At 63.5% G+C, this 14,839-nt stretch carries 12 protein-coding genes; 8 read left to right on the top strand and 4 right to left on the bottom strand.

Going from position 1 to position 14,839, the window contains the following annotated elements; all coding sequences use genetic code 11:
• Nucleotides 1–65 precede the first annotated feature (65 nt).
• Genes DL1_RS08570 through DL1_RS08580 form a run of 3 tightly spaced genes read right to left on the bottom strand, consistent with a single transcriptional unit; the run spans nucleotide 66 to nucleotide 2,777 of the window.
• Nucleotides 66–1,241 (bottom strand): NAD(P)/FAD-dependent oxidoreductase, encoded by a 1,176-nt coding sequence (locus DL1_RS08570; RefSeq protein ID WP_038064937.1) that lies wholly within the window; start codon nucleotides 1,239–1,241, stop codon nucleotides 66–68.
• Nucleotides 1,238–1,561 (bottom strand): 2Fe-2S iron-sulfur cluster-binding protein, encoded by a 324-nt coding sequence (locus tag DL1_RS08575; RefSeq protein ID WP_038064939.1) that lies wholly within the window; start codon nucleotides 1,559–1,561, stop codon nucleotides 1,238–1,240. Before DL1_RS08575 ends, DL1_RS08570 begins: the two co-directional genes overlap by 4 nt.
• Before the next feature lie 40 nt (nucleotides 1,562–1,601).
• Nucleotides 1,602–2,777 (bottom strand): cytochrome P450, encoded by a 1,176-nt coding sequence (locus DL1_RS08580; RefSeq protein ID WP_038064942.1) that lies wholly within the window; start codon nucleotides 2,775–2,777, stop codon nucleotides 1,602–1,604.
• Between the two features lie 105 nt (nucleotides 2,778–2,882).
• Between DL1_RS08580 and DL1_RS08585 the strand changes: the two genes are divergently transcribed.
• From DL1_RS08585 to DL1_RS08615, 7 genes are all read left to right on the top strand, one after another.
• Nucleotides 2,883–3,782 carry a LysR family transcriptional regulator gene (locus DL1_RS08585; RefSeq protein ID WP_038064944.1) on the top strand — a complete coding sequence of 300 codons (900 nt, stop codon included), beginning with the start codon at nucleotides 2,883–2,885 and terminating at the stop codon, nucleotides 3,780–3,782.
• A gap of 121 nt (nucleotides 3,783–3,903) precedes the next feature.
• Entirely contained in the window at nucleotides 3,904–4,668 is a 765-nt protein-coding gene (locus DL1_RS08590) for a DeoR/GlpR family DNA-binding transcription regulator (RefSeq protein WP_143081721.1), read from the top strand.
• 103 nt (nucleotides 4,669–4,771) lie between these two features.
• A complete protein-coding gene (rbsK, locus tag DL1_RS08595) occupies nucleotides 4,772–5,704 on the top strand; it encodes a ribokinase (RefSeq protein ID WP_038064948.1) in 933 nt (310 codons plus the stop codon).
• A gap of 175 nt (nucleotides 5,705–5,879) precedes the next feature.
• A complete protein-coding gene (gene deoC, locus DL1_RS08600) occupies nucleotides 5,880–6,809 on the top strand; it encodes a deoxyribose-phosphate aldolase (protein WP_038065159.1) in 930 nt (309 codons plus the stop codon).
• A 12-nt stretch (nucleotides 6,810–6,821) separates the two neighbouring features.
• The gene (locus DL1_RS08605; RefSeq protein ID WP_038064951.1) at nucleotides 6,822–9,182 is read left to right on the top strand and encodes an aldehyde dehydrogenase family protein; all 2,361 of its coding nucleotides are present in this window, start codon (nucleotides 6,822–6,824) and stop codon (nucleotides 9,180–9,182) included.
• Between the two features lie 143 nt (nucleotides 9,183–9,325).
• Complete coding sequence (locus DL1_RS08610; RefSeq protein WP_038064954.1) at nucleotides 9,326–10,483, top strand: RsmB/NOP family class I SAM-dependent RNA methyltransferase; 1,158 nt, start codon at nucleotides 9,326–9,328, stop codon at nucleotides 10,481–10,483.
• 158 nt (nucleotides 10,484–10,641) lie between these two features.
• The gene (locus tag DL1_RS08615) at nucleotides 10,642–12,912 is read left to right on the top strand and encodes an ATP-binding protein (protein ID WP_177195342.1); all 2,271 of its coding nucleotides are present in this window, start codon (nucleotides 10,642–10,644) and stop codon (nucleotides 12,910–12,912) included.
• 28 nt (nucleotides 12,913–12,940) lie between these two features.
• Here DL1_RS08615 and DL1_RS08620 read toward each other — a convergent pair whose 3' ends face one another.
• On the bottom strand, nucleotides 12,941–13,534 hold the full coding sequence (locus tag DL1_RS08620) for a hypothetical protein (RefSeq protein ID WP_038064956.1): 594 nt from the start codon (nucleotides 13,532–13,534) through the stop codon (nucleotides 12,941–12,943).
• Nucleotides 13,535–13,745: 211 nt separating this feature from the next.
• On the opposite strand from DL1_RS08620, the gene recA reads away from it, so the two are divergent.
• Nucleotides 13,746–14,813, top strand: coding sequence for a recombinase RecA (gene recA / locus DL1_RS08625; RefSeq protein WP_038064959.1), 1,068 nt, complete (start codon nucleotides 13,746–13,748; stop codon nucleotides 14,811–14,813).
• The last annotated feature ends 26 nt before the right edge of the window (nucleotides 14,814–14,839 follow it).

Below are 14,839 nucleotides of genomic sequence, written 5' to 3' on the forward strand. Positions count from 1 at the left end.
GTCTCTCCTCCCAATGGACCGTTAAACCCCTCATGTGAGGGCCTTTAGATACTCCCATGCAGCCCTCAGGCCGCTATCTCCTCCAGTTCTGCGCGCGTGATCGGCACGGGCGATGCGATGAGCTTACGCGCCCGCATATGGGCGCGCGCGTTGTCGAGCGTCTCGATGGCGGAAAGCCCGCTTGCGTCGAACCGCCCGATAATCCCTGCGGCGATCTCCTCCTCCGCCGCATCGGGAGTGGCAAAGCCCGCGATCTGCAACTTGCAGGGGCCTTGATCCGACCAGAACCAGGGCTGCGCGCTGTAAGGCGCGGCGTCGCCTTTGGCGATCCGCTTGGCGATGAGGCGCGCGTGGTCGGTCGCGGCCTGTACGCTTTCGAGCCGGATCTGCGCGCCGCTGCGGGGATCGGGAAAGCTCGCGCAATCGCCCAAGGCCGAAATCGCCGGGTCCGAAGTCAAAAGCCGCGCATCGGTCCGAACGCCGTTGTCGCAGGCAAGCCCCGCCGCCTCGGCCAGCTCGGTATTGGGACGCACGCCCGCCGCGAGCAGCACGAAATCGGATGCGATCTTCGTGCCATCGGCCAGCGTCACGCCCGAGGGCTCCACCGCGATGGCGGCTTGGCCCAGATGCAGGCGGTTGCCCCAGTCGCGGTGCAGCTCCGCGAAATGCGCCGACATCTTGGCCGAGACCGCACGTGCCATCAGACGCGGTGCGGCCTCGATGATCGCGACCTCATGGCCGAGCGCGCGGGCCACGGCTGCGAATTCCAAGCCAATGAAGCCGCCGCCGATCACCGCGATCCGAGTCGGCTGCGAAAGCCTGTCGCGCAGGGTCTGAGCGTCGCGCAACGTGCGCAGATCGCAGGCCAGCCCGATCCCTTCGATCGGGGGGCGCAGATTGCGCGTGCCGGTCGCGAGGACGAGATGGTCATAGGGCAGGGCATGCGCGCCGCTCTGCCCGGTCACGGTGACGCGCTGGGCGGTGCGATCAATCGCCTCCACCCACGTGTCGGGCCGGTAGTCGATCTGCTTGGCGTCGAAGAAGCTCTCGGGGCGGAGATACAGCGCCTCGGCCTTGCCGTCGCGAAGATAGGCCTTGGAGAGCGGCGGGCGCTGATAGGGCAGGCCGGGCTCACCGCCGATCAGCGTGATTGTCCCGGCAAAGCCGCTCTGGCGCAGGCTGATCGCCGCTTGCAGCCCGCCCTGTCCGGCACCGATGATGAGGACGGTCTCAGGGGTCAAAACTGTTCCTCGGGCAGATGGACCACGAGCCCGTCGAGATCAGAGGTCAGCTTGATCTGGCATGACAAGCGCGAGCGCTCGGTGACCTCGGAGGCAGCCCCGTCCAGCATATCCTCTTCGCTCCTGTCGCGCGTCCCGACCCGATCGGCCCATGCCGCATCGACATAGCAATGACAGGTCGCGCACATCATCGCGCCGCCGCATTCGCCCACGATCCCGTCCACATCCTGCGAGACCGCCGCATGCATCACGGTGTCGCCCTCATCGGCGTCAATGTCGGTCTGCGAGCCGTCATGGGCGATATAGGTCACCTTCACCATTGAAATTCCTCCTCCTTCATGTCCGATCCGCGCGGGCGGGTCAGTTCAGTGTCACCGGCAGGTTGATCGGCCCGCGAAACCCAAAGCCGCGCCACAGAACCTGCGAGGGGTCGGGCAGGCGCATATCGGGGAAACGGTCGAACAGCAGCGGCAGGATGATCTTGCCCACGGTGCGCCGCGCGATATGGGCGCCTGCGCAGTGATGGGGGCCATTGCCGAAAGCCTGATGGGGGTTCTTGTCGCGAAAGACGATATAGTCCTCGCCATTCTCATAAAGGCTCTCGTCGCGATTGGCGGAGGCCTGGATCGTCATCACGGTGTCGCCCTTGGGGATCTCGAAGCCGCCCAGCTCGGTATCTTCGGTGACGAGCCGCGAGCTGGCCTGGATCGGGGCCACCCAGCGCACGCCCTCTTCAAAAGCCTTGCCCCAAGCCTCTTGAGCGCGCACCTGCGCCAGTTGATCGGGATTGGTCAGCAGGCCGTAGAGGATCGTTGCCAGCGCATCGCGCGGCTCGTTGATCCCGCCGCCGATCGCGATCTTGATATTGGCCCAGATCTGGCTCATCGGGATCGGATCTTCGGCTGTGAGCATCACCGAATAGGCCGAGCCGTCGGGCTGAGCGATGCGCTTCTCGCGCAGCTCAGCAAAAAGCGCGTCCATCTCGTCATTGGCCTTGTCCGAGATCGCGAACGGCTCGGGCTTCCAGCCGAAATTTCCCGCCCCGTCGATCAGGTGCTGCGACCAGCGCTGCATCTCGGCATCGCTGGCCTCGGGGATGCCCAGCACATTGGCGAGGATCCGGGCGGCCAGCGGGCCGCAGAGATCGGTGAACAGATCGACCGTCTCGCCGCGCGGCAGCCGCCCGACATACTCCTCTGCCAGCTCTTGATAGAGCGGCCCCCAATCCGTGTTGATTTTCTTCGGCGTGAGTGCGGGCATCATCGCCTTGCGCTCGCGCATATGTTCCTCGCCATCCTTGCGCATCAGGGTATGGGCGCGAAAGGCGGGCTTCATCGGCGTGTTGGGATCGTTGCTGCTGAACAGATCGGGGGCGTCCTTGACCTGCTTGGTCAGCTCGGCCGTGGTCAGAAAGGTGCGCTGGGCAGAGGCGACCCGCAAGACCGGGCTTTGGGCGCGCAATCTGCGATAGATCGGGTAGGGATCCGTCGTCAGTTGCGCAAGCGTAATTGTATCGTCAAGCGGTGCGAGCGCCATTGTGTCCTCCCGAATTCTCCTCCGAGATCCGGGCTAACGCAGCGCATGCCTTGTAACAATGAGATGAATTTTGTATATCACATCAAATAATTTGATGGGATTGCCATGTCTCAAACACCCTCGCCAAGCGGCAGGATCGATATCGCCGCGCTCGAGACATTGCGGCTCGTGCATGCTTTGGGCTCTTTCACGGCGGCGGCCGAAAAGCTCGACGTCAACCAATCGGCGGTAAGCTACACAATCGCGAAACTGCGCAGCTATTTTCAGGATCCGCTCTTTGTGCGCGAGGGCGGGCAACAGGTTGCGACCGAGCGCTGCGAGCATATCCTTCAACAGGTCACCGAGATCTTACAAAAGCTTGACGATGTCGCGCAGCCGGAAAAATTCGATCCCGCGCAATCGCGCTCCAAGGTCACCATCGCCTGCAATTACTACGAGCGGATCCTGATGATCCCCAAGATTGTCTCGGAGTTGCGCCGTCAGGCGCCGGGGCTTGAGGTGGAGGTGGTGAACGCGCTGGGAGACGGGCATTTGCGGCTGTTGCGCCGCGAGGCCGATGTGTTGATCGGACCGTTTGCGCGCAGCCAATCGGGCTTTCACTCGCGCCGTCTTTATACCGAGCACTATGCCTGTTTCATGGATCCCGGCCACCCGATGGCGGGCCGAGCGCTGGATGTCGAGCGCTATCTCCAGCTCAACCATCTCTATATCAATTACGGCGGGAGCTGGAAATCGGCCTATGTGACCGAGCTTGAAGCGGCAGGCCACACATTGCGGCCAACGATCGCCGTGCCAAGCCCTGCAGGTCTCGCCTCGCTTCTCTCGGGCTCCAATCTCGTGGCGACGATGCCCATTCGGCTGGGCAAGACGATGGATGGGCTTGTGCTCAATCCCTGTCCGTTTCAGGGGCATTTTGACCTGTCTGTCGTCTGGACCGCGCATAAGAACGCCTCGGCGGTCCATCGCTGGCTGCGCGAGGTCATCGTCGAGACCTGTCGCGGATAGCGGGCAGGGGTCTTGGCGTACCCGCGCAAATGCCCCTTGCGTTTGGCCGCGCGGTTTTGGACAACTGCCTCATGGTGTGGCTGAAATCCGTCATCGCACCCGCCCAGCGGAGGTCTTGTTCGTGACCCGACCCAGCCGCCAGCAAGAGCGGATCACCCAAATCACCGCGATGCTCGATGTTTCGCCTGCCTTGCGGCTGCGCGATCTTGCCGCACAGATGGGGGTCACCGAGATGACGCTGCGGCGCGATGCGGCGCAGGCGGGCGGGCGATTTGCCTGCCGGGGCGGCTATCTCGTCGCGAGCCGCACCACGGAGTATTACGATTTCGACGCGCAGATGACGCGCGCGATCGAGGCCAAGCGCGCGGCGGCACAGATCGCGCAGGATCTTGTGCCCGATCAGGCGGTGGTGTTTCTCGATGCCGGCACCACGCTGCCTCATCTCGCGCGGCTGCTGGCACAGGGCGGGGTGCGGCGCATCATCACTCATTGCTTCACCACCGCTGAGGTCTTGCAGGGCCGCGCCAATGTGCCGGTGGAGTTTCTGGGCGGTGAGATCAAGTTGACGACCCGCTCCTGCCACGCCGAAAACCCGCAGGAGCGCCTTGCCGATCTTGGAATCGATGTGGCGTTTCTCTCGGCGGGCGGGATCGATGCGGCGGGCGTGATCAGCTGCTCATATCCTTACGAGGCCGCGCTCAAACAGGCCGCGATTGCGAGCTCGGCCCAGAGCTATGTCGTGCTGGATGACAGCAAGCTCGGCACGCGCAAACCGGTGCCCTTCGCCACGCTGGACGCGGTCGATGGTGTGGTGAGCGAAACCGGCCTGTGGAGCGGGGCGCAGATGAGAAATCGGTTGACACAGCTGTCGCCGCGCGAGATGTAGGGCGAGTAATGTTAGGATTGAAACATTATGATCAAGCGCGCGGGTTGCGATGAACCGAGATGCGCGCCGACCGCGATGTTTCTTGAGATGACGGAGAGCGAACATGTCTGACACAATCGCCGTGGTTGGCTCGAACATGATGGATCTGGTCACCTATATCGAGCGGATGCCCGCACGCGGCGAAACGCTTGCCGCGCCCGATTTCGCGATGGGATTTGGCGGCAAGGGGGCCAATCAGGCGGTTGCCGCGGCGCGGCTGGGATCAAAGGTCGCGATGGTGACTTGCGTCGGTGATGATGGTTTTGGGGCGCAGGTGCGCGCCAATCTTGAGAGCAACGGGATCGACACGACCCATGTGCGCACGGTCGAGGGCAGCGCCTCGGGCGTTGCTCCGATCTTTGTCGAGCCCGATGGCGAGAACGCGATCCTGATCGTGAAGGGCGCCAATGCGGCGTTGGCACCGTCCGATGTGGATGGGGCCGCAGAGATGCTGCGCGGGGCCTCGGCGATCTTGCTTCAGCTCGAGGTCGATCTGGCCACCGTCTATCACGCGGTCGCATTCGGGGCGCGCGAGGGCATCACCACGATCCTCAACCCCGCGCCGGCGCATCGTGATCTCGATATCGCGCAGCTCGACGGGCTCGACTGGTTTTGCCCCAATGAGAGCGAGCTGGCACTGCTGACCGGGCTGCCCACCGACACCGAGGCGGACGTTACCGCCGCCGCGCGTCACCTGATCGCGCGCGGCATTCGCAATGTGGTGGTCACTTTGGGCGGGCGTGGCGCGCGGCGCATCACTGCCGATCATGTCGAGGAGATCGCGCCGGTCGCCGTGACCCCGGTCGATACCACCGGGGCGGGCGATGCGTTCATCGGCGCCTTCGCCCATTATCTTGGGGCCGGGCACGCCCCGACGGAGGCGCTGACCCGTGCTGCCCGCTATGCCGCGCTGTCGATCACCCGCAGGGGGACGCAGACCAGCTACGCAACCGCGCCGGAATTTGCAGAGTTTCTGTCCGAGCACGCGCTCGATTGAGACTGTTTGAGCGCCGGATCGGGGCGGCATCGGGACATAGCGCCCGACACGCTCCCCGAGGCCCGCGCGCCGACCAAGGAGATAGGCGATGAAGACGCAGACCGATGTTCAGACTTCCGAAGGCGCGCTTGTGCCCACAGCCGCAGGTCACGCGGAGGCCGGGCGCAATCCCGGCATGTCGCTTGATGTGGCGATGTTCGAAGGCCACCGGGTGAACCGGTCCGCCGCCGAGCGCCGCTGTGCGACGCTGACGTCCCGGCGCAGCGTGAAGAAGGCGCATCAGGCGGCGTGGCTGGTCAACGCGGTGCGCTGCGTCGATCTGACGACGCTTGCGGGCGATGATACGGGCGCGCGGGTGCAGCGGCTCTGCGCCAAGGCGCGCCAGCCGATCGCGCCGCATATCGTGCAAGGTCTGGGGCTCGACCCGGAGGGGCTTCGGGTCGGCGCGGTCTGCGTCTATCCCACGATGGTGCCGCATGCCGTGCGCGCGCTGGAGGGCACTGGGATTCCCGTGGCCTCGGTCGCGACGGGCTTTCCGGCCGGTCTGATGCCGCTGCATCTGCGCCTAGAGGAGATCCGCTGGGCGGTGGCCCAAGGCGCGGGCGAGATCGATATCGTGATCAGCCGCGAGCTGGCGCTGACGCATAACTGGCAGGGCTTGCATGACGAGATCGCCGCGATGCGCGAGGCCTGTGGCGAGGCCCATATGAAGGCGATCCTTGCGACCGGAGAGCTGGAAACGCTCAACACGGTCTATGCGGCCTCGATGGTTGCGATGCAGGCGGGGGCGGATTTCATCAAGACCTCGACCGGCAAGGAAAGCGTCAATGCCACGCTCCCCGTGAGCCTTACGATGCTGCGGGCGCTGCGCGATTACGGCATGAGCACGGGGCACCGGATCGGCTTCAAGCCCGCAGGCGGGATGAAGCAGGCCAAAGAGGCGCTCGCCTGGCAGATCCTGATGAAAGAAGAATTAGGCCGCGACTGGCTCAATCCCGATCTGTTCCGCTTTGGCGCAAGCTCGATGCTGGGCGATATCGAACGCCAGCTCGAACATTACGTGACCGGGCGCTACGCCGATTCCAGCCGCCATGCGCTTGCCTGAGGAGAGACCAAAATGAGCATTCAGACGATCCTCGAGACGATGGAGTACGGCGTGGCCCCTGAAGATGACAGCCACGCACGCGCTTGGCTTGACGCGCATAAGGATGGCTTTGGTCATTTCATCAATGGCGAGATGACGCGCCCCGCGCATCTGTTCGAAGTGCGCGACCCGGCTCGTGACACAGTTCTGGCCCGTGTCAGCCAAGGCCAGACGGCCGATGTGGATGCCGCCGTTGCCGCCGCGCGCAAGGCCCAGCCCGATTGGGCGAAGCTGTCAGGCCATCAGCGCGCCAAGCATCTTTACGCGTTGGCCCGTCATGTGCAGCAACATGCCCGCCTCTTGGCGGTGTTGGAAACGCTCGATAGCGGCAAGCCGATCCGCGAGAGCCGCGATATCGACATTCCGCTGGTCGCGCGCCATTTCTACCATCATGCGGGCTGGGCCGAGATCTTGGAGGATGAACTGCCCGGGCAGGGCCCGCAGGGCGTCTGCGGTCAGATCATTCCGTGGAACTTTCCCCTTCTGATGCTGGCGTGGAAAGTGGCCCCGGCGCTGGCGGCGGGCAATACGGTCGTGCTCAAACCCGCCGAATACACGCCGCTCACCGCGCTGGCTTTCGCCGAGATCGCGGCTGAATGCGGCCTGCCCAAGGGCGTGCTCAATATCGTCACCGGCGATGGCGAGACGGGAGGCGCGATTGTCGGCCATGAGGGCATCGACAAGCTGGCCTTTACCGGCTCGACCGAGGTCGGGCGGCTGATCCGCGAGCGCACCGCTGGCTCGGGCAAGGCTCTGACCCTTGAGCTGGGCGGCAAATCGCCCTTCATCGTCTTTGACGATGCCGATCTTGATGCGGCGGTCGAAGGTGTGGTCGATGCGATCTGGTTCAATCAGGGGCAGGTCTGTTGTGCGGGCTCGCGCATTCTGGTGGCCGAATCCGTGGCCGCGCGCTTCGAGACGCTGCTGCGCGCCCGGATGACGACCCTGCGCACCGGCGATCCGATGGACAAAAGCACCGATATTGGCGCGATCGTGCACCCTTCGCAGCTTGCGCGGATCCGCGACCTTGTGGCGCGCGGGGCGGCGCAGGGGGCAACGCTGCATCAGGGCGAGGCGCCGCAGGGCTGTTTCTTCCCGCCGACTTTGGCCACCGATGTCGCGCCCGCAAGCATCCTGTCCACCGAGGAGATCTTCGGCCCCGTGGTGACGCTCACCACTTTCCGCACGCCCTCCGATGCGGTGGCGCTGGCCAATAACACCCGCTACGGGCTGGCCGCGAGCCTCTGGTCGGAAAACATCAACCTATGCCTCGATATCGGGGCACAGGTGAAGGCCGGGATTGTCTGGATCAACTGCACCAATATCTTCGATGCGGGTGCGGGCTTTGGCGGCTATCGCGAAAGCGGGTTTGGTCGCGAAGGCGGGCGTGAGGGGATGCGGGCCTATCTGCGCCCCTCAGATGCTGCATCGGGCAAGGCCAAGGGCTCGGAGCCCGCAGAGCTGCAGACCGGTCCCGCTCCCCAGATCAAGGGCGCCGAGATCGACCGCACGGCCAAGCTCTATATCGGTGGCAAACAGGCGCGGCCCGATAGCGGCTACAGCTATCAGGTGCGCGGCGGCAAGGCGGTCGTGGGGCTTGCCGGTCTGGGCAATCGCAAGGATATCCGCAACGCGGTGGAGACTGCCTCCAAGGCCGGGGGCTGGGGCCGTGCGACGGGGCATAACCGCGCGCAGGTGCTCTATTACATCGGCGAGAACCTCTCTGCGCGTGCCGCCGAATTTGCCACCCGGCTCGAGAGTTTCGGCGCGGGTCGCAAATCGGCGCAGGCCGAGGTCGATACCGCGATCGCGCGGTGCTTCTGGTATGCCGCCCAGGCCGATAAGTTCGACGGCGCGGTCCATGCCACCAAGTCCGATTTCGTGACGCTGGCAATGAACGAGCCGCTTGGCGTGATGGGGCTGGTAGCGCCGAGCGCGCATCCGCTGCTCGGGGCGATCTCGCTGGTGCTGCCCGCGATTGCGATGGGCAACCGGGTGGTGCTGGTGCCCAGCCAGGCCCATCCGCTGGCCGCGACCGATCTCTATCAGGTGTTTGACACCTCCGATCTGCCGGGCGGGGTGGTCAATATCGTGACCGGGCCGCGCGATGAGCTGGCCAAGGTGTTGGCCGCGCATGATGGTGTCGATGCAATGTGGTATTTCGGCAGTGCCGCAGGCGGGCAGATGGTCGACCGCGAAAGCGCGGGCAATCTCAAGCAGACTTGGACCGAATGCGACGATGCGCGCGATTGGAGCGCGAAACCCGGTCAGGGGCGGCTGTTCCTCGAACGCGCCACGCAGGTCAAGAACATCTGGGTGCCCTACGGCGCGTAAGCGCGCGCTTCGATACCAAGGATCACGAGGCTCCGCGCAAGGCGGGGCCTTTTGACATTGCGCGTGCGTGCGGTTGCTGGGCGATTGCGTCGCGCCGGATGGCCCTCTAGAACGGCGCGATACCGTCTTGCAAGGAACGCCCGATGACGCCTGCCGCCCGGATTGCCGCCGCGATCTCGCTTCTCGATACGATTTTGCCGGGAGAACCGGCCGAGCGTGCGTTGACCAATTGGGCGCGGGGGCACCGGTTCGCAGGCTCCAAGGACCGGGCCGCGATCCGCGATCACGTCTATGATGCGCTGCGCTGCCGGGGCTCGTTCGCGCAGCTTGGCGGCGGCGAGGATGGCCGGGCGCTGATGTTGGGACTGTTGCGTGCGCAAGGGATTGATCCGCAAACGATCTTTACCGGCGAAGGCTATGGTCCCGAGCCGCTGAGTGCGGCCGAGCAAGCCGCGCTGGAGGCGCCGGTGCCAGAGGATCTGGCCGAGCTCGACTGGCCCGAATGGTTGCGTCCCGCCTTGCGCGCCGATCTGGGCGCAGGCTACGGAGCGATCTCAGAGGCGATGCGGGCCCGCGCGCCGGTGATTTTGCGGGTCAATATTGCGCGCACCGATCCCAAGAAGGCAGCAGAGATGCTTGCTGCCGAGGGGATCGTGACGCAGCCCCATCCGCTGGTCGCAACCGCGCTCGAGGTGATCGAGGGTGCGCGCAAAGTGCATCGCAGCGCGGCCTATATGAACGGTCTGGTCGAGCTGCAGGACGCCGCCTCGCAGGCCGCCACGGCGCTGGTGCCGCTCGCGCCGGGGATGCGTGTGCTCGATTATTGTGCAGGCGGTGGCGGTAAAGCTCTGGCACTGGCGGCGGCCTGTCCAGAGGCTGTAATTCATGCTCATGACGCCGATCCAGCCCGGTTGCGTGATCTGCCCGTGCGGGCCGCGCGCGCGGGGGCGGAGATTGCGCTTTGCCCGCCGGGCGCGCCCGGGACGGGCTATGATCTGGTCGTGGTCGACGCGCCGTGCAGCGGCTCAGGGACATGGCGGCGCACGCCCGAGGCCAAGTGGCGCCTTGATCCCGCGCGCCTCTCCGAGCTGGTCGCCCTTCAGGCCGAAATCCTTGAAAAAGCAGCAGATCTGGTCGCAGATGGTGGCGTTCTGGCCTATATGAACTGCTCGTTTCTAGAGGTTGAGACCGCAGCGCAGCTGCGCGACCTCGAAGCGCGGGGATGGGCGTGCCAAACCGAGCGCCGGTTCTCGCCGCTTGAGGGTGCGGACGGTTTCTACGTTGCGCTGCTTCATCGCTGAGCGCTCCGAGGCATCGCGCGAAAACCCGCTGCCCTGCGGGCAATCCGACTGACGTTAATCGGGCCTTAATCCTTTTGCCCCGCTTATAGGGAAAGGATTTTGGGAGGATTCGCGCTTTGGCCCAGATCGAGCTGACATTGCAACCTATGACCCGCACGATGGCGTGGCTCGCGCCGGGGGCGATCTATCTTGCCTTTGCGGGGGTGCTTGCCGCGGGGATCGCGATCCTCGTGCCGGATCGGGTGTTGATGTGGGCGTTGTTTTCGGCCTCGGGGACGCTTTTGGTCGTGGCCGCCGCCACTTGGTTTGCCTTTGCCTATCATCGAACGCGCAGAACGCGCCTGCATGATCTGATCTCGCAGTTTATCGCGCAGGATGCGTCTCCGTCCTTTACGACCGATAGCGACGGCGAGATCGGCTTTCAGAACCGTGCCGCGGTTGAGCGGTTTGGCTCACGTGGCGGGCAGGTCCTCTCCCGTGCGCTCAGTGAGCTATTTGCCGATCCTGCCGCCGTCCTGCGCCGCTTGCAGCTCAAGGCGCAGGCGCTCGGGGCTGCGCGCGAAGATCTTGTCACGCGGCGCGGCCATGTCCGCCTCTCAGTGCATCAGGTCGGCGCCGAAGGCTATCTCTGGCGGCTTGAGGATATGGCGGAGCGGGCCATCGGCGGGCATGGGGCGGAGACGATCAGCCTGCCGATGCTCACGGTTTCGGAAAGCGGCACGATCCTGTTTCTCAACGAGGCGATGCGCCGCCTGATCGGAGAGCGGGTGCGCACGCTGGATCGGGTGTTTCGTGACCTGCCGCTGCGCTCGGGCGAGATGCACGAGGTTGCGACCCCTGCAGGGCCCGTGCGCGCGACCATCGCGCAAATCGAGGGGCCGGGAGGGCGCTCTGAGATCTATCTGCTGCCGATCTCGGCCGAACAGGCGCAGCCGCAGGTTGGCAGCTTTGAGATCCTGCCGATCGCACTTATGAAGCTCGACACGCAGGGACGGGTCGCCGCCGTCAACCGTGCCGCCCGCGGGCTGATGGGTAAGACCACCGAAGGGGCGCATCTGTCGGATCTGCTCGAGGGACTGGGCCGACCGGTCAGTGATTGGGTGGCCGATGCGCTTGATGGTCGGGCCGATCGCCGTCCCGAAGTCCTCCGCGCGCGCCGTGGCGACAAGGAGGTGTTCTTGCAGGTGACGCTTGCGCGCATCTTCGAGGAGGGGCGGGCGGGTTTGCTGGCAGTGCTGTCGGATGCGACGCAGCTCAAAACTCTCGAGGCGCAATTTGTCCAAAGCCAGAAAATGCAGGCGATTGGCCAGCTTGCAGGCGGTGTCGCGCATGACTTCAACAATTTGCTGACCGCCATTGCCGGACATTGTGACCTATTGATGCTGCGCCACGATAAGGGCGACCCCGATTTCGCGGATCTCGACCAGATCAGCCAGAACACGAACCGCGCCGCCTCGCTTGTCGGCCAGTTGCTGGCGTTTTCGCGAAAGCAGACGCTCAAACCGCAGATGATCGATCTGCGAGACACGGTTTCGGAGATGACCCATCTGCTCAATCGGCTCGTGGGCGAAAAAGTCAGTCTCACGCTCTCTCATGACCCCGAGCTGCGTCCGATCCGCGCCGACAAGCGGCAGCTCGAACAAGTGTTGATGAACCTCGTGGTGAATGCGCGCGATGCGATGCCGGGCGGCGGAGAAATCACGATCACGACTGAAAATCTTCATCTGGTGCAGGATATTCCGCGCGATCGCGTGACGGTCCCAAAGGGAGATTATGTCGCGATTCAGGTGTCGGATCAGGGAACGGGCATTGCTCCCGAAGTGACACGCAAGATTTTCGAGCCCTTCTTCACCACGAAACGCACGGGTGAGGGAACGGGGCTCGGCCTGTCGACAGCCTATGGCATCATCAAGCAGACGGGGGGCTATATTTTCTGCGATTCCGTCGTAGGATCGGGAACATGTTTCACGATCTACCTGCCTGCCTTTGATCGCGTGATAGATGTTGATGCTGATGAACCAGAACCGGCAAGGGAGCTGCCAGTGACGCGAGAGGCCAGCAGCAAGCCGGCGACTGTCTTGCTGGTCGAGGATGAGGCGCCAGTCCGCGCTTTCGCATCGCGCGCGCTCAAGCTTCAAGGGTTCAACGTGCTCGAGGCGGAGAATGCCGAAGAGGCCCTCGCCATGCTCGAAGCACCTGATCTTGCGGTCGATATTTTTGTGACCGATGTCATCATGCCAGGGCTCGACGGACCAAGCTGGGTCGCGCAGGCGCGCGAGTCCCGGCCTGGGATCAAGACCATCTTCATGTCGGGCTATGCCGAGGATGTCTTTAAGAACGGCGATTCACCCATCGACAATTCGGTCTTCCTGCCCAAACCCTTCTCGCTCAGCGAACTGACGGCGACTGTACAAAATCAACTCGGCTAATCGGTGACGCTTTGGGGTTTGCCCGGCATCACCCGAGCTGATCATAAAGCGCAAAATCGCGCTCCATGCGATCCCTGAGTGCCGCTTCAGTCTGGGCCGAAAGGCCGACATCCACGGCCGGGGGCACGTTTACCCGTGGCAGGGTGATCGCAAAATCGAGCTGATCTTCGAGAAAATGCACGAAATCGGTGATCTGCTCGTAGCGAAAGACCTTGTCGACGCAGGGTGTGCCATGCGCGTCGCATAGAAACTCGGATTGGCTCAGCAGGTCTGCATGGGGCGGTCGTTCGTAGGCCATGTAATCTTGCGCAAACTGCTCGAAAGAGCGGCCAACCATCGGATGATCGGGATCGTCCTCATCGTCGCGCAACCGAAACCGATACCATGAGCGCAACCATTCGATCGGCGAGCGCATCAGGGCCACAGTGGTAAACGCAGCGCCGGATTTCTGTTGTAGGAAAGGCGCGAGCTGGGCTTGAAATTCCGAACCTGTCATATGTTTGAGAGGGGCTGGGCGCTTGATTGCGACCTCTGCCAGCGGCTCCAGCGCGGCCTCGATCGCCGAGGATCCAGCCTTTGGTGTGGCCAGAAAAACAAGCCTTTGTTCCCAGAATATCAGCATCTTGCGGTCCGTTCCTAAAGCACGCTGCCTTGCATATCGGTCCTGAACCCGCTGGTAAACCTAGAATGCACACCCAGAAATCTCGCTGTTTGCGCGGAATTTTATTGAAATGTTCGCATTTTGTACCCATAACGATAGGAGAACATCTAGAGAACGGGCATCAACGGATCGATTGCTGATCCGGCGGCTCTGTGGAATAAGGGACGGGACAATGGCAGTAGCGAAAATTCTCGATATGGACAAACATTCCAAGGCTGACAAACAAAAGGCGCTCGACTCCGCGCTGGCGCAGATTGAGCGGCAGTTCGGCAAGGGATCGATCATGAAGCTGGGCGGTGATACCCCGGCGCGCGAGATTGAATCGACTTCCACCGGCTCGCTCGGGCTCGATATCGCGCTCGGTATCGGCGGCTTGCCGAAAGGGCGGATCGTTGAGATTTATGGTCCCGAAAGCTCGGGTAAGACCACGCTTACGCTGCACGCGATCGCGGAAGAGCAGAAAAAGGGTGGCGTATGCGCCTTTGTCGACGCGGAACACGCGCTCGATCCCGGATATGCGCGTAAACTCGGCGTGGATCTGGAAGAGTTGTTGATCTCGCAGCCCGACACGGGTGAGCAGGCGCTCGAGATTGTCGATACGCTTGTGCGCTCGGGCGCGGTGAGCATGGTCGTGGTCGACTCCGTTGCCGCTTTGACGCCCAAGGCCGAGATCGAGGGCGATATGGGCGATCACACCGTCGGCGCCCAGGCCCGCTTGATGAGCCAGGCGATGCGCAAGCTGACCGCTTCGATCGGGCGGTCCAACTGCATGGTGGTTTTCATCAACCAGATCCGTATGAAGATCGGTGTGATGTTCGGCTCGCCAGAGACGACCTCGGGTGGCAACGCGCTGAAGTTCTACGCCTCGGTGCGTCTCGACATCCGCAGGATCGGGTCGATCAAGGATCGCGATGAGGTCGTGGGCAACCAGACCCGCGTGAAAGTCGTCAAGAACAAGGTGGCGCCGCCCTTCAAGCAGGTTGAGTTCGACATCATGTATGGCGAGGGCATCTCGAAGATGGGCGAGCTTGTCGATCTGGGCGTGAAGGCCGGGGTCGTAGACAAATCGGGTGCATGGTATTCCTACGGGGATGAGCGGATCGGTCAGGGGCGGGAGAACGCCAAGACCTTCCTGCGCGAGCACCCCGATCTCGCCTATGAGATCGAGGACAAGATCCGGGCCAGCCACGGTCTCGATTTCGGTGAGCTGAGCGCGGATGACGCGCTGACCGAAGAGTAATCGGGCGAAAATATTCGCTGCGGAAC

This window comes from Thioclava dalianensis, assembly GCF_000715505.1.
In the GTDB taxonomy this organism is placed as follows: Bacteria; Pseudomonadota; Alphaproteobacteria; order Rhodobacterales; family Rhodobacteraceae; genus Thioclava; species Thioclava dalianensis.